Origin of the sequence: Kitasatospora sp. NPDC050543, assembly GCF_044457565.1 — a bacterium.
In the GTDB taxonomy this organism is placed as follows: Bacteria; Actinomycetota; Actinomycetes; order Streptomycetales; family Streptomycetaceae; genus Kitasatospora.
This window is the reverse complement of sequence record NZ_JBITGZ010000020.1, coordinates 123,459-144,506: the sequence shown is the minus strand read 5'-3', so window position 1 is coordinate 144,506 and position 21,048 is coordinate 123,459. Positions and strand designations below refer to the sequence as shown.

Annotated in this window: 17 protein-coding genes; 10 read left to right on the top strand and 7 right to left on the bottom strand. The window is 71.1% G+C overall.

Annotated features, from left to right (window positions below; translation table 11 throughout):
- Window positions 1-190 precede the first annotated feature (190 nt).
- Complete coding sequence (locus ACIBH3_RS23895; RefSeq protein ID WP_396314086.1) at window positions 191-1,534, top strand: MATE family efflux transporter; 1,344 nt, start codon at window positions 191-193, stop codon at window positions 1,532-1,534.
- Between the two features lie 106 nt (window positions 1,535-1,640).
- Here the strand turns inward: ACIBH3_RS23895 and rplI are convergent, their stop codons facing one another.
- The 4 genes from rplI to rpsF all read right to left on the bottom strand — a co-directional run bounded on the left by rplI (window position 1,641) and on the right by rpsF (window position 3,417).
- The gene (rplI, locus tag ACIBH3_RS23890; RefSeq protein WP_396314085.1) at window positions 1,641-2,087 is read right to left on the bottom strand and encodes a 50S ribosomal protein L9; all 447 of its coding nucleotides are present in this window, start codon (window positions 2,085-2,087) and stop codon (window positions 1,641-1,643) included.
- A 17-nt stretch (window positions 2,088-2,104) separates the two neighbouring features.
- A complete protein-coding gene (rpsR, locus tag ACIBH3_RS23885) occupies window positions 2,105-2,341 on the bottom strand; it encodes a 30S ribosomal protein S18 (RefSeq protein ID WP_030304537.1) in 237 nt (78 codons plus the stop codon).
- Window positions 2,342-2,418: 77 nt separating this feature from the next.
- Complete coding sequence (locus ACIBH3_RS23880) at window positions 2,419-3,021, bottom strand: single-stranded DNA-binding protein (protein ID WP_396314084.1); 603 nt, start codon at window positions 3,019-3,021, stop codon at window positions 2,419-2,421.
- A gap of 105 nt (window positions 3,022-3,126) precedes the next feature.
- Window positions 3,127-3,417: a 30S ribosomal protein S6 gene (gene rpsF / locus ACIBH3_RS23875; RefSeq protein ID WP_380266402.1), complete on the bottom strand. Its 291-nt coding sequence runs from the start codon at window positions 3,415-3,417 to the stop codon at window positions 3,127-3,129.
- Between the two features lie 309 nt (window positions 3,418-3,726).
- On the opposite strand from rpsF, the gene ACIBH3_RS23870 reads away from it, so the two are divergent.
- The 3 genes from ACIBH3_RS23870 (at window position 3,727) to ACIBH3_RS23860 (ending at window position 6,409) form a co-directional block, all read left to right on the top strand.
- Entirely contained in the window at window positions 3,727-4,020 is a 294-nt protein-coding gene (locus ACIBH3_RS23870) for a hypothetical protein (RefSeq protein ID WP_396314083.1), read from the top strand.
- Window positions 4,021-4,220: 200 nt separating this feature from the next.
- Window positions 4,221-5,339, top strand: a complete 1,119-nt coding sequence (locus ACIBH3_RS23865) for a lipid II:glycine glycyltransferase FemX (protein WP_396314082.1) — start codon at window positions 4,221-4,223, stop codon at window positions 5,337-5,339.
- 35 nt (window positions 5,340-5,374) lie between these two features.
- The gene (locus ACIBH3_RS23860) at window positions 5,375-6,409 is read left to right on the top strand and encodes an alanine racemase (RefSeq protein WP_396314081.1); all 1,035 of its coding nucleotides are present in this window, start codon (window positions 5,375-5,377) and stop codon (window positions 6,407-6,409) included.
- 97 nt (window positions 6,410-6,506) lie between these two features.
- Here ACIBH3_RS23860 and ACIBH3_RS23855 read toward each other — a convergent pair whose 3' ends face one another.
- Window positions 6,507-8,087 (bottom strand): glycosyltransferase family 87 protein, encoded by a 1,581-nt coding sequence (locus tag ACIBH3_RS23855; protein ID WP_396314080.1) that lies wholly within the window; start codon window positions 8,085-8,087, stop codon window positions 6,507-6,509.
- Between the two features lie 145 nt (window positions 8,088-8,232).
- Window positions 8,233-10,944, bottom strand: a complete 2,712-nt coding sequence (locus tag ACIBH3_RS23850) for a transglycosylase domain-containing protein (protein WP_396314079.1) — start codon at window positions 10,942-10,944, stop codon at window positions 8,233-8,235.
- Window positions 10,945-11,272: 328 nt separating this feature from the next.
- Between ACIBH3_RS23850 and ACIBH3_RS23845 the strand changes: the two genes are divergently transcribed.
- From ACIBH3_RS23845 to ACIBH3_RS23825, 5 genes are all read left to right on the top strand, one after another.
- Entirely contained in the window at window positions 11,273-11,968 is a 696-nt protein-coding gene (locus ACIBH3_RS23845; protein WP_396314078.1) for a helix-turn-helix transcriptional regulator, read from the top strand.
- A gap of 134 nt (window positions 11,969-12,102) precedes the next feature.
- Complete coding sequence (locus ACIBH3_RS23840) at window positions 12,103-13,185, top strand: inositol-3-phosphate synthase (protein WP_396314077.1); 1,083 nt, start codon at window positions 12,103-12,105, stop codon at window positions 13,183-13,185.
- Window positions 13,186-13,355: 170 nt separating this feature from the next.
- Window positions 13,356-14,699, top strand: a complete 1,344-nt coding sequence (locus tag ACIBH3_RS23835; protein WP_396314076.1) for an MFS transporter — start codon at window positions 13,356-13,358, stop codon at window positions 14,697-14,699.
- Between the two features lie 90 nt (window positions 14,700-14,789).
- Window positions 14,790-15,482, top strand: coding sequence for a hypothetical protein (locus ACIBH3_RS23830; protein WP_396314075.1), 693 nt, complete (start codon window positions 14,790-14,792; stop codon window positions 15,480-15,482).
- Between the two features lie 57 nt (window positions 15,483-15,539).
- A complete protein-coding gene (locus tag ACIBH3_RS23825) occupies window positions 15,540-16,583 on the top strand; it encodes a hypothetical protein (protein ID WP_396314074.1) in 1,044 nt (347 codons plus the stop codon).
- Window positions 16,584-16,711: 128 nt separating this feature from the next.
- On the opposite strand, the gene ACIBH3_RS23820 is transcribed toward ACIBH3_RS23825, so the two are convergent.
- Window positions 16,712-18,142, bottom strand: a complete 1,431-nt coding sequence (locus ACIBH3_RS23820) for a CCA tRNA nucleotidyltransferase (protein WP_396314093.1) — start codon at window positions 18,140-18,142, stop codon at window positions 16,712-16,714.
- Window positions 18,143-18,447: 305 nt separating this feature from the next.
- Here ACIBH3_RS23820 and ACIBH3_RS23815 point away from each other — a divergent pair, with 305 nt between their 5' ends.
- Window positions 18,448-21,024, top strand: coding sequence for a DUF6049 family protein (locus ACIBH3_RS23815; protein WP_396314073.1), 2,577 nt, complete (start codon window positions 18,448-18,450; stop codon window positions 21,022-21,024).
- Window positions 21,025-21,048: the final 24 nt, after the last annotated feature.

Here is a 21,048-nt window from a genome sequence, read left to right as displayed (position 1 = left end):
TAACCACACCATCCTTCCACCGTCAACCCCCTGACCTGGGCGTACCTCTTCCACCGGCTGTGCATGAGAAATAGTTCACACACCCGCGAGAACTCTGCCCCGCCCGGGCCCGCCCGGATCCCGAGCCGGAATTCGGGTAATGACTGTATCCACCATGGGTCACTTACCTGTGGATGAGTAGCCTGTACCCATGACGCCGCCCCCCACAGACCGCCGCCGGCCCGAGCGCCGCCGGCACGACCGCGAGATCCTCACCCTCGCGATACCGGCCTTCGGCGCGCTGGTCGCCGAGCCGCTGTTCCTGCTGGCCGACTCGGCGATCGTCGGCCACCTGGGCACCTCCCAGCTGGCCGGGGTCGGGGTCGCCTCGGCCGCGCTCACCGCCATGACCGGGGTGTTCGTCTTCCTCGCCTACGCCACCACCGCGGCGGTCGCCCGCCGGATCGGCGCCGGCGACCGCCGGGCCGCCGTCCAGCAGGGCATCGACGGCATCTGGCTGGCCCTGCTGCTCTCCCTCCCCGTGGTCGTCCTCACCCTGCTGCTGGCCCCCTGGGCGGCCACGGCCCTCGGGGCCTCACCGACCGCCGCGCCCCACGCCGTGACGTACCTGCGGATCAGCTCACTGGGCATCCCCGCGATGCTGATGGTGATGGCCGCCACCGGCGTCCTGCGCGGCCTCCAGGACACCCGTACGCCGCTGCTGGTGGCCGTCTCGGGGTTCGCCGCCAACATCGGCCTGAACGTCGCCCTCGTGTACGGCGCCGGGCTGGGCGTGGCCGGCTCCGCCTGGGGCACCGTGCTGGCGCAGACCGCGATGGCGGGCGCATACCTGCTCGTGGTGGTGCGCGGGGCCCGCCGGGAGCGGGCGAGCCTGAAGCCCGACCCGGCCGGCATCCGGGCCTGCGCACGGGCGGGCGGCCCGCTGCTGGTCCGCACCCTCAGCCTGCGGGCCGTCCTGATGATCGCCACCGCCGTGGCCGCCCGGCTCGGGGACGGCCAGGTCGCCGCCCACCAGATCGCGATGGCCCTGTGGGGCTTCCTGGCCTTCGCCCTGGACGCCATCGCGATCGCGGGCCAGGCCATCATCGGCCGCTACCTGGGGGCCGGGGACGTGCCGGGCACCCGGGCCGCCACCCGGCGGATGCTGGAGTGGGGGGTGGCCGGCGGGGCGCTGCTCGGGCTGCTGCTCGTGGCCGCCAGGCCGCTCTACGTCCCGCTGTTCACCCCGGATCCGGCCGTCCAGCAGGAGCTCTCGGCCGTCCTGCTGCTGGTCGCGCTCAGCCAGCCGGTGGGCGGGGTGGTGTTCGTGCTGGACGGGGTGCTGATGGGCGCGGGCGACGGCGGCTACCTGGCCCGGGCCGCGCTGGTCACCCTGGCGGCCTTCACCCCCGCGGCGCTGGCCGTCCCGCTGCTCGGCGGCGGGCTGATGGGCCTGTGGTGGGCGATGAACCTGTTCATGGTGGTCCGTGCGCTGTTCCTGTTCCTGCGCGCCCGCGGCGGGCGCTGGCTGGTCACCGGGGCCGTCCGGGCGTAGGGGCCCGCCGCCGGGGGCGGGCAGGGCGGCCGGGAACGACCGAGGGCCGGGTTCCGTGCGGAACCCGGCCCTCAGACCACTGCGGTACTGCGAACTGCTGGACGACTCAGGCGGAGACGACGGCGACGTCGAGGTTGGCCTGAACATCGGCGTGCAGCTTGACCGAGACCTTGTGGGTGCCCACGGTCTTGATCGGCGAGGCGATCGCGACGGCGCGCTTGTCCACGACCGGGCCGCCGGCGGCCTTGACGGCCTCCACGACGTCGGCCTGGGTCACCGAGCCGAACAGGCGGCCGGCGTCGCCGGAGCGAACGGCCAGCTTGACCTGGAGGCCCTCGAGCTGGCCCTTGACCTCGTTGGCAGCCTCAAGGGTCTGGATGGCGTGCACCTTGCGGGCGCGACGGATGGCGTCGACGTCCTTCTGGCCGCCCTTGGTCCAGCGGATGGCAAAGCCACGCGGGACCAGGAAGTTGCGGGCGTAGCCGTCCTTGACCTCGACGACCTCGCCGGCGCCGCCGAGACCCGGCACCTCGTGAGTGAGGATGATCTTCATTATTCGGTCACCCTCTCTTAGCGCGCGGTGCTGGTGTAGGGCAGCAGCGCCATCTCACGGCTGTTCTTCACGGCCGTGGCGACGTCGCGCTGGTGCTGGGTGCAGTTGCCGGTGACCCGGCGGGCGCGGATCTTCCCGCGGTCGGAGATGAACTTGCGGAGCAAGTTCGTGTCCTTGTAGTCAACGTAGTTGACCTTGTCCTTGCAGAAGACGCAAACCTTCTTCTTAGGCTTGCGAGCAGGCGGCTTCGCCATCGTGTGCTCCATTTGGGTTTCACGGTCCGGACCCGCGGGTCAACGCGGGTGCCCGGTCCGCACGAAATCTGTCAGCTTTAGAACGGGGGCTCTTCCGAGAAGCCGCCACCGGACGGGGCACCCCAGCCGCCGCCACCCTGGTTTCCACCAGAGGGAGCGCTGGACGCCCACGGGTCGTCGGACGGGCCGGACTGGCCGCCGCCGGAGTTTCCACCCCAGCCACCGCCGCCCTGCTGGCCGCCGCCGCCGTACCCGCCGCCCTGCTGGCCGCCGCCGAAGCCGCCGCCACCACCGGGGCCGCCGGGGGCACCGGAGCGGTTCGCCCGGGTGACCTTGGCGGTCGCCGAGCGCAGGCTCGGGCCGACCTCGTCGACCTCGACCTCGAAGACCGTCCGCTTCTCGCCTTCCTTGGTCTCGTAAGACCGCTGGCGCAGTCGGCCCTGCACGATGACGCGCATGCCGCGCTGCAGCGACTCGGCCACGTTCTCCGCCGGCTGCCGCCAGACGTTGCACGTGAGGAAGAGGCTCTCGCCGTCCTTCCACTCGTTCGTCTGCCGGTCGAAGGTGCGGGGGGTGGACGCGATGCGGAACTTCGCGACCGCCGCACCCGACGGGGTGAAGCGCAGCTCGGGATCGTCGACGAGATTGCCGACGAGGGTGATGACGGTCTCGCCTGCCATGGTGGTGGTGACCTCTCGGTGGAGTCCGCGTTCAATGCTCGTCGCGGTGTTTCACGTGAAACACGCGACGCGAGTCACCTGGCGCCCGGAGGCGTCAGAGGTGGCTCAGTGGGTGTCCGGGCGCAGGACCTTGGTCCGGAGAACCGACTCGCTCAGGCTGAGCTGGCGGTCGAGCTCCTTGACGACCTCAGGCGTGGCCTTGAGGTCGATGACCGAGTAGATGCCCTCGGACTGCTTGTTGATCTCGTAGGCCAGACGGCGACGACCCCAGGTGTCGACCTTCTCCACGTTGCCGCCACCGGTGCGGACGACGTTGAGGAAGTTCTCGATCAGGGGGGAGACAGCGCGCTCCTCGACCGACGGGTCGAGGATGACCATCAGCTCGTAGTGACGCATGGGTAACCCACCTCCTTTGGACTCAACGGCCACGGTCTCTCCGTGGCAGGAGGGTTGTGCAGCGTCGGCACCGGAGTAGTGACGACACCGGCTCACCGTAGCGGCCGGGTCCGACAATGGGCCCCGAATCTCGCAGGAGCCCGCAAGAGGGCACGAGGGGGCACAACTACACCAGTGCAGACCGCACAGCCTACCCGCACCCGGACGGCCGAACAAAATGCATAGGGGTTGTGATCCGTGCCCCAATCGCCGCAATCTGGACGGAACGGGTTTCCTGCTCGTTCGTCTCCGCTCCAGGAGGTGGGACTCATGGCACAGACCTTCCACGGCATCCCGCTGACCCTCAACACCGACGGCCACGCGCACCCCAGGGAGAACACCCTGGTGGGCCTGGCCGCCGTGCTCGGCCTCGTGGCGTTCACCAGCTCGTTCTTCCACAGCGTGCACGCGCTCAGCGCGTGGACCGGACTCTTCGGCATGATCGCGGGCCTGTGGGGCCAGTTCGTGTCGGTCACCACCGCCGAGCGCTTCGTGCTGATGATCTCGCTCGTCGCGGCCGCCGTCGGCTTCTACCTCGGCATGGCACGTGGGGGCCTGTGGTGAGCCCCGCGCGCTGACGCGCACCCCCGGATCCGCCCCCCGGCGGAACCCCTGGCGCCCCCGCCGCGTACCTACCTGAGGGGCAGGTACGCGGCGGGGGCGCCGCGCTGCCCGCACCCCGCAGGCGGCCCGGCGCCCGGACGATAAGGTCACTGCCAGACCCCGGGGCGTTTCCGCAGCCCGACCGACGAGGAGCACCGAGCATGAGCCTGCGTCTGAGGACGATCACCCGCGAGGAGCACCTCGCCTTCATCAGGAGCCGTGCCTCGGCGAGCCACATGCAGGTGCCGTCCTGGGGCGACGTGAAGGCCGAGTGGCGCTCGGAGTCGATCGGCTGGTTCGACGACAGCGGCGCCGTCGTCGGCGCCGGCCTGGTGCTCTACCGCCAGCTGCCCAAGCTCAAGCGCTACCTGGCCTACCTGCCGGAGGGCCCGGTGATCGACTGGTTCGACCGCGACCTGGACCGCTGGCTCCAGCCGATGCTGGCGCACCTGAAGTCGCAGGGCGCCTTCTCGGTGAAGATGGGCCCCCCGGTGGTGATCCGGCGCTGGAACGCGCCGACCATCAAGGAGGCCATCGGCGCCAAGCAGGCCAAGCGGCTGCGCGACGTCGAGGCGGACTGGTACGAGCCACGCGCCTTCGAGGTGGCGGACCGGCTGCGCAAGGCCGGCTGGCTGCAGGGCGAGGACGGCGGCGCGGGCTTCGGCGACGTCCAGCCGCGCTACGTCTTCCAGGTGCCGCTGGCCAACCGCTCGCTGGACGACATCCAGAAGGGCTTCAACCAGCTCTGGCGGCGCAACATCAAGAAGGCCGAGAAGAGCGGCGTCGAGGTCGTCCAGGGCGGCTACGACGACCTCGCGGTCTTCCACCAGCTGTACCTGGTCACCGCCGAGCGGGACCGCTTCACCCCCCGTCCGCTGTCCTACTTCCAGCGGATGTGGAACGCGCTGACGGCCGAGGACCCGAACCGGATGCGGCTGTACATCGCCTACCACGAGGGCGAGCCGCTGGCCGCGACCACGATGCTGGTGGTCGGCGAGCACGTCTGGTACTCCTACGGCGCCTCGGCCAACCACAAGCGCGAGGTGAAGCCCTCCAACGCGATCCAGTGGCGGATGATGCGCGACTCGTACGCGCTCGGCGGCGGGGTCTACGACCTGCGCGGCATCAGTGACACCCTGGACGAGAACGACCACCTGTTCGGCCTGATCCAGTTCAAGGTCGGCACCGGCGGCCAGGCGGCCGAGTACCTCGGCGAGTGGGACTACCCGCTCAACAAGCTGCTGCACAAGGCGCTCGACATCTACATGTCGCGGCGCTGAGTGCGCCTGCCCCTCTTCACCTGGGAGATGACCCGATGACGCTGTCGCTCTACCTGGACACCGACCGCTGGCGTACCCACCAGCAGTCCGTGCTGGCCGAGTTCCCCGGTCTGGTGCCGGTGGCCAAGGGCAACGGCTACGGCCTGGGCAACCACCGGCTCGCCGAGGAGGCGACCCGGCTGGGCACCGGCATCCTGGCCGTCGGCACCGCGTACGAGGCCGCCGACGCGGCCGACTGGTACGGCGGCGAGCTGCTGGTGCTGACGCCGTACCGGGTCGGCGAGGAGGTGCTGCCGCTGCCGCACGCACGGGTCATCCGCACGGTGGCCAGCGCCGACGCGCTGCGGGCGCTGCCCGGTGCGCGGGTGGTGGTGGAGTGCATGACCACCATGCGCCGGCACGGCATCGGCGCGGACGAACTGCCCGTCATCGCGCAGCTGGTGGAGAGCGTCTCGTTCGAGGGCCTGGCGCTGCACCTGCCGATGGACCGGCCGGACGGCTCGGACCCGGTGGACGAGGTCGCCCACTGGGTCGAGGCGGCCGCCGCGGCCGGACTGTCGACCCGCACCGTGTTCGTCAGCCACCTGGGCTCGGCCGGCATGGCCCGGCTGGCGGAGCGCTTCCCGGCCACGGTCTTCCGGGCCCGGATCGGCACCCGGCTCTGGCTCGGCGACCACGGTGCGCTGGAGGTGCGGGGCACCGTGCTGGACGTCACCCCGGTCACCAAGGGCGACCGCTACGGCTACCGCCAGCACCCGGCGCCGTCCGACGGCCACCTGCTGGTGGTCACCGGCGGCACCGCGCACGGGATCGGCCTGGAGGCACCCAAGTACGTGCAGGGGATGTCCTCACGGGCCAAGGGCATCGCCCGGGCGGGCCTGGCCACGGTCAACAAGACCAAGTCGCCGTACCAGTGGGCCGGCAAGCAGCTGTGGTTCGCCGAGCCGCCGCACATGCAGGTGTCGATCCTCTTCCTGCCCGCGGAGACCAAGCCCCCCGTGATCGGCGAGGAGCTCGGCCTCCAGGTACGGCACACCACCACGCACTTCGACCGGGTGGTGGACCGCTGACGGGCCCGGCCCGCAGACCCCGGCGGCAAGAGACCCCGACCGCAAGACCCCGGCGGAGCCGGTGGACCCACCCGGGCGGGCTCCGGCCCGCCCGGGCCTAGCGGTCCACCGGCTCCGGCTTCTTCAGCCACTCCTCGGCGCCGGCGGGCGCGTAGCCGAAGTACGTCTCCTCCTCGCGCAGCCGCCGGGCCGCGCCGAGCACGAACTCGTCCTCGGCGCCGTCCAGAACGCCACCGGACGGATCGTCACTGCCGTCCCAGCGCACCGGGTCGCGGTCCGGCAGCAGGATGTCCCGGATCACCACCGCGCACAGGTAGAGCGTGCCGAGCACGTGCAGGATCAGCACGAACTGGTACCAGCCCTGGCCGATGCCGTGCTGCTTGGTGCCGGTGATGAAGCCCAGGTGCGACCAGATGCCGAGGAAGTACAGCACCTCGCAGGCCTGCCAGACCAGGATGTCCCGCCAGCGCGGCCGGGCCAGCGCCGCGAGCGGCAGCAGCCAGAGCACGTACTGCGGTGAGTAGACCTTGTTGGTCACGATGAACGCGGCGACCACCAGGAAGGCCAGCTGGGCGAAGCGCGGCCGGCGCGGGGCGGCCAGCGCCAGCCAGGCGATGCCCAGGCAGCAGAGCCCGAGCAGCAGGCCGATGTAGAGATTCAGGTGTTCCAGGCCGACGCCGCGGTCCTCCATCAGGATCAGCCAGAGGGAGCCGTAGTCCTCGGTGCGGTTGGCACTGAAGGTGTAGAAGGTCGACCAACCGTCCCAGTTGGCCACCATGATGGGCACATTGACCACCAGCCAGGCGCCGAGCGCCCCGGCCAGCGCCCGGCGGAACTCGCGCAGCCGCCCGGCCCGCAGGCAGAGCACCAGCAGCGGGCCCAGCAGCAGCAGCGGGTAGAGCTTGGCGGCGGTGGCCAGGCCGATGAAGACACCGGCCCAGACCGGGCGGGAGCCGGCCCACTGGGCCATCGCCACGGCGGCCAGCGCGACCGCGAACAAGTCCCAGTTGACGGTGGAGTTGAGGGCCAGGCAGGGCGCCAGGGCGAAGAGCAGGGCGTCCCAGGGGCGGCGGTGGTGGGTGCGCGACAGGGCGACCGCGGCGACCACGGCGCAGGCCATCAGCAGGCCCGCGTTGATCGCCCAGAACCACTGCTCCTGGCTCTGCGAGGAGCCGCCACCCGGGGTCAGCCAGGCCGCGATCTGCATGAACAGGCCGGTCAGCACCGGGTATTCGAGGTACTGCAGGTCACCGGTGGCGCCGGGCAGCCTGTCGACGTACGGGTGCAGGCCGGCCGCGAAGCCCCGGCCGCCGAACAGGTGCGGGATGTCGCTGTAGCACGCGTGGACGTACTGCGCGCTGCCCGCCTGGAACCAGCCGGAGTCGTAGCAGGACAGCTTCTGCACCATGCCCAGCATGGACACCACGATGACGGTGAGGGCGAGGACCCGGGCCGGGATCCACCAGGAGACCCCCAGCAGCGCCCGCCGCCCGGGCGGACCACCCATCACCTCGCTGCCGGCCGCCGCGAGTGGGTCCTCGTCCGCCGGTACGACCACGGTGTTGGCCGGTGGTCCGGCCGGTCCGGCCGGGACGGCCGTCGCCGCCGCCGGGGCGGGCCCCGCGGCCTCTGCGGACCGGTCGGGCCCGGCGGATTCGTCTCGCTCGCTGGACGTCATGCCGGACATCCTGCCGCACCTCGCCCCGGTGAAGGAGGAGCCCCCCGGCGGCTCGGTGCGCCGCCCGGGTGAAACGGCGGTGGCGGCCCTCCGAGGAGGACCGCCACCGCCGTTCAGCGCGCCTTGGGTGTGTTCCCCGGCCGGGTCACGGCGCGGGCGCCTGACTGCCGGTGGGCGAGGAACTCGACGCGCTCGGCTTCGGGGGTTTGGTCGTCGTCGGACCGGTGGTCGGCGACTGGGTCGGGGTGGTCGCGCTGGGCGACTGGCAGCCGATCGGGCCGAGCAGGCAGGTCGGCTGGCCACCGCCACCGTTGCCGCCGCCGTTGCCGCCACCGGGCTGGGTCCGGGTCGGGGTGGGCGTCGGGACGGTGCCGGGGCAGTCCACGCCGACCACGCAGCTGGGCGCGCTCGGGCTGGGCTGGGTGACCGGCGGGGCCACCGTCTCCGGGGCCGTGGTCGGCGGCGCGGTCTCGGTGGCCGAGGCGGACATCGAGGGTACGGCCGTGCTGGGGGCACCGGAGGAATCCAGCTGGCTGCCGATCGGCTCCGGGGCGGGGAAGGAGACCTTGGGCTCGTTGGCCAGGGCGGCCTTCATGTAGCGGGTGAAGATGTCGGTCGGGACGTCACCACCGTGCACCGAGTCCTTGCCGCCGGTGCCGTTCAGCGAGAGCTGCACGTGGGCGGTCGGGTCCTCGCGCCACATCGCGACCGAGGTGGCGAGCTGCGGGGTGTAGCCGACCCACCAGGCCGAGTGGTTCTTGTCGGTGGTACCGGTCTTGCCCGCCACCGGCCGGCCGAGCGCGTTGCTCTTCATACCGGTACCGTTCTTGGCCACGTTCACCAGCACGTCGGTGACGTTGTCGGCCACCGCGGCGTCGATCGCCTGCTTGACGGCGGGCTTGGTGAAGCCCGGCAGCTCCTTGCCGCTGACCTCGACCTTGGTGACCGAGTACGGGTCCGCCTGCTTGCCGCTGGCGGCGAAGGTGGAGTAGGCCGAGGCCATCCGGATCGCACTCGGCGAGGAGGTGCCGAGCGGGAAGGTCGCGGTCTTCGGGTCGGTCAGGCTCTCCTTCTTCAGGCCGAGCTTCTGCGCCATGTCGAACACGTTCTGGCCGCCGACGTCCTGGCCCAGCTGGACGAAGGGGACGTTGTACGACCACTGCATGGCCTGGCGAAGCGAGACGTAGCCGCGCTTGCCGGCGTCCTCGTTCTTCTGCCGGTACGGCTTGCCGTCGTCGCCGATCAGCAGGGAGCCGTCCGACTTGCGGATCTCCGCCAGGTCGTCGGAGAGGTAACGGCTCTCGGCGTTGATCCGCTTGGGCCGGCCCTGGTCGTCGGTCTGGGTCAGCACGCCGTTCTGCATGGCGGTGGCCAGCACGATCGGCTTGAAGGTCGAGCCGACCTGGACGCCCTTGGAGTCGGCGTTGTTGTCGAAGTGCTTGTTCTCCACACCGTCACCGCCGTAGATGGCGACGATCGCGCCGTCGCCCGGCTTCACGGAGGCCGCACCGAACTGGACGAAGTTGTCCTGCTCGGGGCGCTTGGTGAGGTTGAGCGTCTCGCCCTTGACGTCGTCGACGGCCTTCTTGAGGGCGTCGACCTTGTCCTTCTCGAAGGTGGTGTAGATCTTGAAGCCACCGCGGTCGATGGCCGCCTGCGTGATCGTCGGGTCCTTGGTGGTGACGAACTTGTTGGCGGTGTCGACCAGGTAGCTGATCTCACCGTTCATGTTGGCCGGGGGCTTGCGGTCGATCGGCTTCGGGAAGGCGGCGCACTTGTTGCGCTCCTCTTGGGTGATCGCCTTGGTGATCACCATCCGGTCGAGGATCCACTTCCAGCGGCCCTCCGCGCGCTGCTCGTTGGCCGGGCTGAGCGAGGGGTCGTACAGCGCGGCGCCCTTGAGCAGGCCGGCCAGCATGGCGCTCTGGCAGACGTCGAGGTTCTTGGCGTCCACCCCGTAGTAGGCCTGGGAGGCCGCCTGGATGCCGGTGGCGCCGCGGCCGAACCAGCTGGTGTTCAGGTAGCCGGTCAGGATGAATTCCTTGGACTTGTCCTGATTGAGCTTCAGGGTGATGAAGAACTCGTCCACCTTGCGGCTGAGCGTCTGCTCCTGGCTCAGGTAGGCGTTCTTGACGTACTGCTGGGTGATGGTCGAGGCACCCTGGGTCTCACCGCCGGTGGCCATGTTGTAGACGGCGCGCAGCATGCCCTTGGGGTCGACGCCGCTGTCGCTGCGGAAGCTCTCGTTCTCCGCCGCGATGACGGCGTTCTGGGCGTTCATGCTTATGTCGGGGAGCTCGACGATCTGCCGGTTGGTCTCGCCCTTGCGGGTCATCTCCGAGCCGTCGGCCCAGTAGTAGATGTTGTTCTGGTCCTTGATCAGGTCGTGGGGGTTCGGGACCTTGGTGGTCGCGTACACGACCCCGATCGTGGCCACGCCGCTGCCGAAGACCAGCAGGAACATCGTCAGCAGCTGCTTCCAGGACGGCAGCCAGCGGCGCACGCCCGTCTTGCCGAAGCGCGGGTAGTCGATGAAGCGCTTCTTGCCCGGCTTGCCGCCCTGGCCGGCCTGCGGCCCGGAGGGGCCACCGCCCTTGCCGCCCTTCTGGGCGGCCTTGCGCATCTCGGCGCGGGTCATCCGCGGCTGCTGGGCGGTCTCCCGGGTGCCCGGGGGGCGCCGGCGGCCGATGCCCTCGGAGCGCAGCCCCTCCGGCCCGGTGCGGCCGCGGGCCTCGCCCGGCCCGTCGTAGGAGGGCGCGCCCTCGGCGGGCGTGCCGTAGGCGTAGGGACGGCCACCGCCACCCGGGGGCTGCTCACCGCCGCCCGGGTTGGGCGACCTTCGCCGTCGTTCGCTCATCTTCCAGCAACTCCTCGTCAGGCGGTCCGCCTGAAGGCAGGGTCCACGTCCGATGCCCGTAACCGCCCTAACCCCGGAGGTGGTCCTCGTGCACACGCGACAGCGTACGCACCTACGAATCATTGCTAATCGGTCATCAGGTGCCAATCCGAACAAATCGGCGGCAGATCATTACATGGCCGTTGCCTTACGACGCAGGGTGTCGGCTTGTGATCACCTTCACGCGTGCCCCCCTTGCTCGTTCGGCGGCCCAGGTTTACTGTTCTCGATATATCGAGCCGATACATCGAGACGGCATACGGCAGATTCGGGGAAGGAGGCGGACAGTATGAGCAGGCGCTCAGGCGTGCTGGAGTTCGCCGTCCTCGGCCTGCTGCACGACGCCCCGATGCACGGCTACGAGCTGCGCAAACGCCTCAACGTCCTGCTCGGTTCCTTTCGCGCCTTCTCCTATGGCACGCTCTACCCCTGCCTGAAGAGCCTGGTCGCCCAGGGGTTCCTGGTCGAGGACAACCCGGACGTCGAGTACGTCCCGGCCACCGCGCTGAACGGCAAGCGATCGAAGATCGTCTACCGGCTCTCCCCGGAGGGCAAGGAGCGCTTCGAGGAGCTGCTCGCCGACTCCGGCCCCGACGCCTGGGAGGACGAGCACTTCGGTGTCCACTTCGCCTTCTTCGGGCAGACCGACCGGGCCGTGCGGATGCGCGTCCTGGAGGGGCGCCGGAGCCGGCTGGAGGAGCGGCTGGAGCGGATGCGCAGCTCGATCGCCCGCACCCGCGAGCGGTTCGACGACTACACGCTCGAACTGCAACGACACGGGCTGGAGTCGGTGGAACGCGAGGTCCGCTGGCTCAACGAGCTGATCGAGACCGAGCGGGCCAACCGGACCGGGCGGGGCACCGCCCAGGCCACCGGGCCGGAACATCCCGCAGTACCAACCAAGACTTCGGACGGCCGTGGTCAGGAGGACGGGTCCTCGGACCCGCCCGGGCCACCGTACGACCGCCCGGGGCGCTCCTCCTAGGGAGCGCTGACACCGCGTCAGCCCTGTGCCGCGCGGCAGGAGTGGGCGCCTCGCGCCCGTCAACAGTCATCGAACAAGCAGGACGAGTGCCGTCGACTTCCGGCGGGCCTCATGAGATACAGGGAGCAACCGGAATGGGTTCGGTTCGCGTAGCCATCGTGGGCGTCGGCAACTGCGCCGCGTCGCTGGTGCAGGGTGTCGAGTACTACAAGGACGCCGACCCGGCCGGCAAGGTCCCCGGGCTGATGCACGTGCAGTTCGGCGAGTACCACGTCTCCGACGTGCAGTTCGTCGCCGCGTTCGACGTCGACGCCAAGAAGGTCGGTCAGGACCTCGCGCACGCCATCGGCGCCAGCGAGAACAACACCATCAAGATCTGCGACGTGCCGCCGACCGGCGTCACCGTGCAGCGTGGCCACACCCTCGACGGCCTGGGCAAGTACTACCTGGAGACGATCGAGGAGTCCGACGAGGCTCCGGTCGACGTCGTGCAGGTCCTCAAGGACCAGCAGGTCGACGTCCTGGTCTGCTACCTGCCGGTGGGTTCCGAGGACGCCGCCAAGTTCTACGCCCAGTGCGCCATCGACGCCAAGGTCGCCTTCGTGAACGCCCTCCCGGTGTTCATCGCCGGCACCAAGGAGTGGGCGGACAAGTTCACCGAGGCCGGCGTGCCGATCGTCGGTGACGACATCAAGTCGCAGGTCGGCGCCACCATCACGCACCGTGTGATGGCGAAGCTGTTCGAGGACCGCGGTGTCGTCCTTGAGCGCACCATGCAGCTGAACGTCGGCGGCAACATGGACTTCAAGAACATGCTCGAGCGCGAGCGCCTGGAGTCCAAGAAGATCTCCAAGACGCAGGCCGTCACCTCGCAGATCCGCGACCGTGACATGGGTGCCAAGAACGTCCACATCGGCCCGTCCGACTACGTCGCGTGGCTCGACGACCGCAAGTGGGCGTACGTCCGCCTTGAGGGCCGCGCCTTCGGTGACGTTCCGCTGAACCTCGAGTACAAGCTCGAGGTCTGGGACTCCCCGAACTCGGCCGGTGTCATCATCGACGCCGTGCGCGCCGCGAAGATCGCCAAGGACCGCGGCATCGGCGGCCCGATCCTGTCGGCGTCCTCGTACTTCATGAAGTCCCCGCCGGTGCAGTACTTCGACGACGAGGCCCGTGAGAACGTCGAGAAGTTCATCGCCGGCGAGGTCGAGCGCTGAACACCGGGACGACCGGCCGCGCGCTCGGCCGACCGGCTGAGCGCTGAGCCGACCGCTCGCGGGTACTGAAGGGAGCCCTGGCAGACGCCGGGGCTCCCTTTGCCGTTTCCCGGCCTTTCCTGGCCTTGTTTCACGTGAAACATCGCCCGCCACCATGGCACCCTTGGCGGGTGGCGATCACCGCGAACGGAAGCACCCGGACCCCCAGCCCCGCCACGCTCGCCGGCCTGCTTCGGCTGCGCGACTTCCGGCGGCTGCTGACGGCCCGGGTGCTGTCCCAGCTCTCCGACGGGGTCTTCCAGGTCTCGCTCGCCGCGTACGTGGTGTTCTCGCCCGAGAAGCAGTCCTCCCCCGCCGACATCGCCTCGGTGCTCGCCGTGATGCTGCTGCCGTTCTCGGTGATCGGCCCGTTCGCCGGCGTACTGCTGGACCGCTGGCGCCGGCGCCAGGTGCTCTACCTGGGCAACCTGGCCCGCTTCGGCCTGGGCCTGGCCACCGGTGGGCTGCTGCTGGCGGGCGCCCCGGACTGGCTCTACTTCGCCGCCGCCCTGCTGGTCACCGCGCTCAACCGGTTCATCCTGGCCGGCCTGTCGGCCGCGCTGCCCCGGGTCGTGGCCCCCACGCAACTGGTCACCGCCAACGCGATCTCCCCCACCCTCGGCACGGTCGCCGCCGCGTGCGGCGGCGGCCTCGGATTCCTGCTGCACCAGCTGATGCCCCCGGGCCGGCAGGCGGACGCCGCCCTGGTGACGGTGGCGGCCCTGCTGTACCTGTGCGCCGCGCTGGCCGCCCGGCGGATGGCCCCCGACCTGCTCGGCCCCGAGCAGCACCCCGACCGGCCCGCCCTGCACGAGGCGATCGGCCAGGCCACCCGCGAGCTCTCCGCCGGGGTGCGGCACCTGGTGCGCGACTGCCGGCCCGCGGTGCACGCGCTGGCCGCCGTCACCGCCGCGCGGTTCTGCTACGGCGTGCTGATCGTCGTCGTGGTGATGCTCTCCCGGTACACCTTCAACGACCCCTCCGACAGCGCGGCCGGGCTGGCCACCCTGGGCCAGGCGGTCGGGCTCTCGGCGGTCGGCTTCTTCCTGGCCGCCGTGGTCAGCCCCTGGTGCACCCGGCGGCTCGGCCTGGCCGGCTGGATGACCGCCTGCCTGGCCGCCCCGGTGCTGTTCGTCCCGGCGCTCGGCCTGAGCTTCGCGCTCGTCCCCGGCCTGGCGGCCGCCCTCCTGCTGGGCGTCGTCACCCAGGGCACCAAGATCTGCGCGGACACCGTGGTCCAGGAGTCGGTCGAGGACGAGTACCGCGGCCGGGTGTTCGCCATCTACGACGTGCTGTTCAACGTCGCGTTCGTCGCCGCCGCGGTGGTGACGGCGCTGGTGCTGCCGCTCTCGGGCCGCTCGACCCTCGTGGTGGCGGGTGTCGCGCTGGTCTACGCCCTCGCCGCCGCACTGTACGCCCGGGCCGCACACCGCGATCGGAGCGCCGCCAACCGGCAGGATCCCCAACGACCCTGACCGTCACTGACGGTGCGACGACTCGCTAAGGTACGTCAGCACTGTCCTGACTGTCGTGTCGACAGGACTCTTGTCCACGGGGGATCCACTTTGAGCACACCACCCAATCCGTACGGCCAACCGCCGCAGTACGGGTACCCACAGGCTGCCCCGCCGCCCGGCCCGCAGCCCTACCCGGCGCCGCAGTACGGGGCGCCGCAACCGGCACCGGCGTACGGGCAGCCCCCGGCGTACGGTCAGCAGCCGCCCGCCGGCCAGCCACCGCAGTACGGCTACCCGCAGCCCGCGCCGCCCGCCGCGCCGTACGGACAGCAGCCCTACGGGCAGGCGCCCTACGGCGCGCCCCCGGCCGGCCAGCAGTACCCCACGCCGCAGTACGGGCAGCCGCAGGGCCCGCCGATGGCCGCGCCGCAGCCCGCCCCCGCCAAGAAGGGCGGCCTCCGGAGCAAGTTCAAGATCGTCGGCGCGCTGATCGGCGGTGTCTTCCTGATCGTCGGCTACTTCGTCGCCGGGCCGAGCGTCAGCAGTGCCAAGGCCGGTGACTGCGTGCGCGCCAGCGGCTCCCGCAGCGTCGACATCGTCAAGTGCACCGACACCAAGGCCAACTACAAGGTCCTGGCGAAGCACACCGGCACCACGGACAGCAACCGCTGCAAGCAGACTCCGGGCACCACCAGCACGGTGTCCGGCAAGAGCGGCCGCCGCTGGAAGAAGACCAGCTACCTGCTCTGCCTCGGCCCGCTGAGCGGCTCCTCGCCGACGGCCCCCGTGAAGAAGTCCTGACCCGGCCTCCGCGCCACCCATCCGACGCCCGTTCCGTCTCTTTCCCGGGGGACCCCCTTGTCCACTCCGCCTCCCCAGATGCCGTACGGCGCCCCGCCCGCCGGGGACAACCCGTACGCCACCGGCAACCCCTACGGCGCCGCACCCGCCGTGCCGCCGCCCGCACCGGGCGGCTACGGCTACCCGGCCGCGCCCGCCCCGGTGCCGATGCCCGGCCAGCAGCCCGGCATGTACGAACAGCCATACCAGGCACCCGGCTACGCGTACGGCGCTCCGCAGGGGCCGGTCTGCCGCTTCTGCGGTGGCTTCCCGGCCGTCAACGCCACCGTGCGCGGCCACCAGGGCATGATCATCATCATGCGGTTCCTGAAGCAGCCGGGGCCGTTCTGCCGCACCTGCGGCACCGCCACCGTCCGCGACATGTCCGCCAGGACCATGGTCCAGGGATGGTGGGGCTACCTCTCGCTGCTGATCACCCCGATCACCCTGCTGATCAACCTGTCCGCCAACGGCAGCATCAAGCGGCTTCCGCCGCCCGTCCCGGGGCAGCACGGCCCGCAGCTCGATCCCGGTGTGCCGCTCACCAAGCGTCCGCACATGCTGGGCCTGCTCATCCCGGTCGCCGCGGTGTCGTCCTTCGTGATCCTGATGATCGTCGGCGCGCTGGCCGGGTCCTCCTCGCACTCCAGCACGCCCTACCGGGTGCCCCCGACGATCACCGTGCCGAGCATCCCGGCCCCCACCTTCCCCACCATTCCGAGCTTCCCGACCGGGGCTCCGCTGGACACCGGCGCGGCGACGGCCCCGCCCAAGGCCAGCCCCTCCAAGGTCAACCCGGACGTGGACCGCGCCAAGGTCGGCGACTGCCTGCGCAACGAGCACGAGACCACGGCCACCGACGACAAGAGCCCCGAGATCAAGATGCTGCCCTGCACCGACCCGAAGGCCGAGTACAAGGTGCTCGCCAAGGTCCTCGGGACCAGCGACTCGGAGAAGGCCTGCGCCCCGTACCCCACCGCGGACAGCTCGTACTACGTGGAGAACGGCGCCCGCAGCTACGTCCTGTGCCTGGGCCCCGTGACCAAGGGCAGCGCCTCCTAGGGCCTGAGAGATGTGCCGTTGCCACGCCGGGCGTGGCAACGGCACATCGTCGGGTGAACCCACGGCTCTGACCGGGTCCGGCTCAGGCCGGATCTGACCGGGTCCGGCTCAGAGCGGCTCTGCGCGGATCAGGCCTGCTCGGCCCACCAGGCGCGCAGCGCCGCGACGGCCGTGTCTTGGTCCATCGGGCCGTGCTCCAGCCGCAGCTCCAGCATGTGCTTGTAGGCCTTGCCGACCTGCGGCCCCGGCTTCAGTTCGAGCAGCTCCATGATCTGGTTGCCGTCGAGGGCCGGGCGCACCGCGTCCAGCTCCTCCTGCTCCTTGAGCACGCCGATCCGCTCCTCCAGCCCGTCGTACGTCCGGGAGAGCGCCGCGGCCTTCTTGCGGTTGCGGGTGGTGCAGTCCGATCGGGTGAGCTTGTGCAGGCGCTCCAGCAGCGGGCCGGCGTCGTTGACGTAGCGGCGCACCGCGGAGTCCGTCCACTCGCCGCCGCCGTAGCCGTGGAAGCGCAGGTGCAGCTCCACCAGCCGGGAGACGTCCTCGGTCAGCTCCTTGGAGTACTTGAGCTCGCGCATCCGCTTGCGGGTCATCTTGGCGCCGACCACCTCGTGGTGGTGGAAGGACACCCGGCCGTCCGACTCGAAGCGCCGGGTGCGCGGCTTGCCGATGTCGTGCAGCAGCGCGGCGAGCCTGAGCACCAGGTCGGGGCCGTCCTGCTCCAGGGCGATGGCCTGCTCCAACACGGTCAGCGAGTGCTCGTAGACGTCCTTGTGCCGGTGGTGCTCGTCGCTCTCCAGCCGCAGCGCTGGCAGCTCGGGCAGCACGTGGTCGGCCAGGCCGGTGTCGACGAGCAGACGCAGGCCCTTCACCGGATGGTCGGCCAGCAGCAGCTTGTTCAGCTCCGCCTGGACCCGCTCGGCGGAGACGATGGCGATCCGGTCGGCCATCGCCGTCATCGCGGCGACCACCTCGGGGGCGGGCGTGAAGTCGAGCTGGGCGGCGAAGCGGGCGGCCCGCATCATCCGCAGCGGGTCGTCGGAGAACGACTCCTCCGGCGTGGCGGGGGTGCGCAGCACCCGCGCCTCCAGGTCGTCCAGGCCACGGTGCGGGTCGACGAACCCGCGCCCGGGCAGGTCGACTGCCATCGCGTTGACGGTGAAGTCACGCCGGACGAGGTCCTGCTCGATGGTGTCGCCGTACGTCACCTCCGGCTTGCGTGAGGTGCGGTCGTACGCCTCGGAGCGGTAGGTGGTGATCTCGATCAGGAAGGAACCCTCGGGGGTGTCCTTGCGCGCGCCGACCGTGCCGAAGGCGATGCCGACGTCCCAGACGGCGTCCGCCCAGCCCTTGACGAGCTTGAGCACCTGCTGCGGGCGGGCGTCGGTGGTGAAGTCGAGGTCGTTGCCGAGCCGGCCCAGCAGGGCGTCGCGCACCGATCCGCCGACCAGGGCCAGCCGGAAGCCGGCCGCCTGGAACCGCCTGGCGACCTCGTCCGCGACGGGGGAGACCCGGAGCAGTTCCTGGAGTCCCAGGATCTGCGCCTCGCTCAGCCCGGGCACGAGAGAGGTGGCGATGCTGGAATGATTGGCGCTGGACTCATTGGCAGTGGACACGGCTCACAAGGGTACGTGCCCCCGCCACCGCCGCGCCCGCGCGTTTTGACGGGGCCACGATCCCGGCCCCCAACACTGCGGGCCCGGCCGCGTCGTTACCATGCCGGTGGGAGCGAGTCCCGGGCGCGGCAGGGTGGATGCCGTGGCGCGGTGCCACCACAGCCGGACGGACGACGGGCAACCGGACCTCCGCCGCTGAGCGTTTCCATGGACAGAGCATCTGGCGATCGAGAACGGCGAGGGCGAAGCGCGTGGGCGAGCCGGCACGGCACTCGGGCCTGGAGGCGAACGGGCTGGGCGCGAACGGATGGCGCCGGCGCGCCGGGCGGGCCGCCAGGCGGCTGGCGGCCGCCGCGGCGAGCTGCACCCTGGTGCTGGCGGCGGGCCCGCAGGCCGTCGCCCTCGGCATGGGCCCGGCACACCCGGCGCTGGCCTCCGCCGCCCGCGCCGACGCCGTGACGGCCGACACCGTCTCGGCGGAGTACCCCCTGATCGTCACGATCGACACGGTGAGCCCGGCGGTCGCGGCCCAGAACGGCACGGTGACGATCACCGGCCGGGTGACCAACAGCGGCGCGGCCGTCCTGAAGTCGGCGCACGCCGCGGTGCGCGCTCCGATCGGTCACAAGCCGCTGACCACCCGCAGCGACCTCGCGGCGGTGGCCGCCCGCACCACGCCCTCCAACCAGGACGGCATCGACCTGGACAGCCCGCAGGCCGCGCTGAACGAGCTGGCGCAGGGGCAGAGCCAGCCCTTCACGCTGCAGGTCGCGGTGGCCGACCTGGGTCTGGACCAGGAGGGCGCGTACGAGCTCGCGGTGGACGTGCGCGGCTGGACCACGGAGAACCAGCGCGAACGGCCGCTGGGCATCGCCCGGACCTTCCTGCCGTACGACCCGAAGCCGACCGAGGCCGAGCCGGTGCAGGTCGCGACGCTGTGGCCGATCACCCACGCGCCCGAGCTGGTCGCCCAGACCTTCTCCGACAACGACCAGAGCGTCCCGGTGCTGCGCGACGACAGCCTGGCCCGCGAGTTCGCCCCGGGCGGGCGGCTGTACGAGCTGGTGGACACCGGCGCCAAGCTGAACGGGCTGACCTGGGTGGTCGATCCGGATCTGCTGGACACCGCGTTCGCGATGACGAAGACGTACCGGGTGCAGAAGCCCGGCAAGGAGGGTGATCCCGCCAGGGAGGACACCACCGTCCAGGGCGCCGGCACGGCCGCCGCGACCGCCTGGCTGGAGAAGCTGCGGACGGCGGTGGCGCAGCACGACAGCGAGGTGGTCTCGCTGCCCTACGCCGACCCGGACCTCGCCTCGATCGCCCACAACGGCGCCGACCTGGCCGGTATCGACACGGCGCTGGGCCGGGCCGGTACGGCGGGCCGGGTGACGGCCGAGGGCCGGCTGTCGGTGAACGTCCGCGACGACGTGGCCTGGCCGTTCCGCGGCCTCCTGGACCAGCAGATCGCGGCGACCGCGCAGCGGGCCGGCGACAACCTGCTGCTGGTGAACGGGGACAGCCTGCCGGAGTCGGACGCGCTGAAGTACACCCCGGGCGCGGTCCGCCCGATCGGCAACGGACAGACCGCGGTGGTGGCGGACAACGCCGTCTCCGAGCCCTTCCAGGTCGATCTGAACACGCCCCAGGCACAGACCGAGGCGGTGCAGCGGTTCCTCGCCGAGACCTTGGTGATCAGCCGCCAGGAGCCGCACAACCCGCGCGGCCTGCTGGTGATGCCCCCGCGCGGGCTCACCGTCAACAGCGCCAGGACGCTGGCCACCGCACTCCAGCAGGCGCAGAACGGCAAGTGGGTCTCCCAGGTCAAGCTGGACCAGGTCGCCCAGGCCGCCGCCGACCCGAAGGCCAACGGCGCCGTCCCGCCGTCCACCGACTACCCGGCCGAGGCCCGCGCCTCGGAGCTGTCGGCGGGCGCGCTGACCACGACGATCGGGATCCAGTCCAACCTGGACCTGCTGATGCAGATCCTGACGCTGCCGCAGCGGGTACGTGGCCCGTTCACGGCGGCCATGGTCCGCTCGATGTCCGTCGAGTGGCGCCCCGACGCGCCTGCGGGCGACGCCTACCGCAAGGGGGTGGAGACGTACCTGAAGACGCTGCGCGACGCCGTGAACGTGGTGCAGAAGAAGGTGATCACCTTCCCCGGTGACACCGGCATCCTCCAGGTCAGCGTCCGCAACGAGCTCACCCAGACGGTCACCAACCTCCGGCTGGAGCTGACCTCGAACCAGCCCAACCGGCTCCGGGCCCGCCAGACGGAGGACCTCGTCCTGGGGCCCTCGCACAACGTCACGCTGCAGTTCCCGGCCGAGGCGAAGAACAACGGGCCGGTCCTGATGACCGCGCAGCTGTGGACCACCGGGCCCAACCCCCAGAAGTACGGGGATCCGAAGACGTTCACCGTCGAGGTCACCTCGGTGACCAACGGCGTGCTGTACGTCTTCGGCGCCGGGATGGTGCTGATCCTCCTGGCCGGGCTGCGGTTCTACCTTCAGCGCAAGAAGCACGGCGACGCCCCGTACGAGGACCCCGACGCACCGCTGGCCCTCACCGGCGAGAGCGGCGACGGCGAGAGCGGCAGCGGCGACGCCAGCGCCGGTGACGGCGGTGACGGCAGCGGCAGGCCCGGCGGCGATGCCGACGAGGACGCGGACGACGCCGGGGCAGACGCCTCCGACGACGCGCCACCGGCCGACGACGACCGGGCCCCGGGGGAGGCTCCAGGCGGGGAGCGTGCGCAGACATTGCGTGGCTCCACCGCAGATGGCGAGGATCGGGCCGTCAGTGATGAGAAGGTTGGTCCCTGAATACCGCCCCCTGCCAGGGCGGCC

What these genes read in the sequence shown, in the direction of transcription:
- ACIBH3_RS23895 (WP_396314086.1), top strand. Translation starts at nt 191, where the DNA reads ATGACGCCGCCCCCCACAGACCGCCGCCGGCCCGAGCGCCGCCGGCAC.
- rplI (WP_396314085.1), bottom strand. Translation starts at nt 2,087, where the DNA reads ATGAAGATCATCCTCACTCACGAGGTGCCGGGTCTCGGCGGCGCCGGC.
- rpsR (WP_030304537.1), bottom strand. Translation starts at nt 2,341, where the DNA reads ATGGCGAAGCCGCCTGCTCGCAAGCCTAAGAAGAAGGTTTGCGTCTTC.
- ACIBH3_RS23880 (WP_396314084.1), bottom strand. Translation starts at nt 3,021, where the DNA reads ATGGCAGGCGAGACCGTCATCACCCTCGTCGGCAATCTCGTCGACGAT.
- rpsF (WP_380266402.1), bottom strand. Translation starts at nt 3,417, where the DNA reads ATGCGTCACTACGAGCTGATGGTCATCCTCGACCCGTCGGTCGAGGAG.
- ACIBH3_RS23870 (WP_396314083.1), top strand. Translation starts at nt 3,727, where the DNA reads ATGGCACAGACCTTCCACGGCATCCCGCTGACCCTCAACACCGACGGC.
- ACIBH3_RS23865 (WP_396314082.1), top strand. Translation starts at nt 4,221, where the DNA reads ATGAGCCTGCGTCTGAGGACGATCACCCGCGAGGAGCACCTCGCCTTC.
- ACIBH3_RS23860 (WP_396314081.1), top strand. Translation starts at nt 5,375, where the DNA reads ATGACGCTGTCGCTCTACCTGGACACCGACCGCTGGCGTACCCACCAG.
- ACIBH3_RS23855 (WP_396314080.1), bottom strand. Translation starts at nt 8,087, where the DNA reads ATGACGTCCAGCGAGCGAGACGAATCCGCCGGGCCCGACCGGTCCGCA.
- ACIBH3_RS23850 (WP_396314079.1), bottom strand. Translation starts at nt 10,944, where the DNA reads ATGAGCGAACGACGGCGAAGGTCGCCCAACCCGGGCGGCGGTGAGCAG.
- ACIBH3_RS23845 (WP_396314078.1), top strand. Translation starts at nt 11,273, where the DNA reads ATGAGCAGGCGCTCAGGCGTGCTGGAGTTCGCCGTCCTCGGCCTGCTG.
- ACIBH3_RS23840 (WP_396314077.1), top strand. Translation starts at nt 12,103, where the DNA reads ATGGGTTCGGTTCGCGTAGCCATCGTGGGCGTCGGCAACTGCGCCGCG.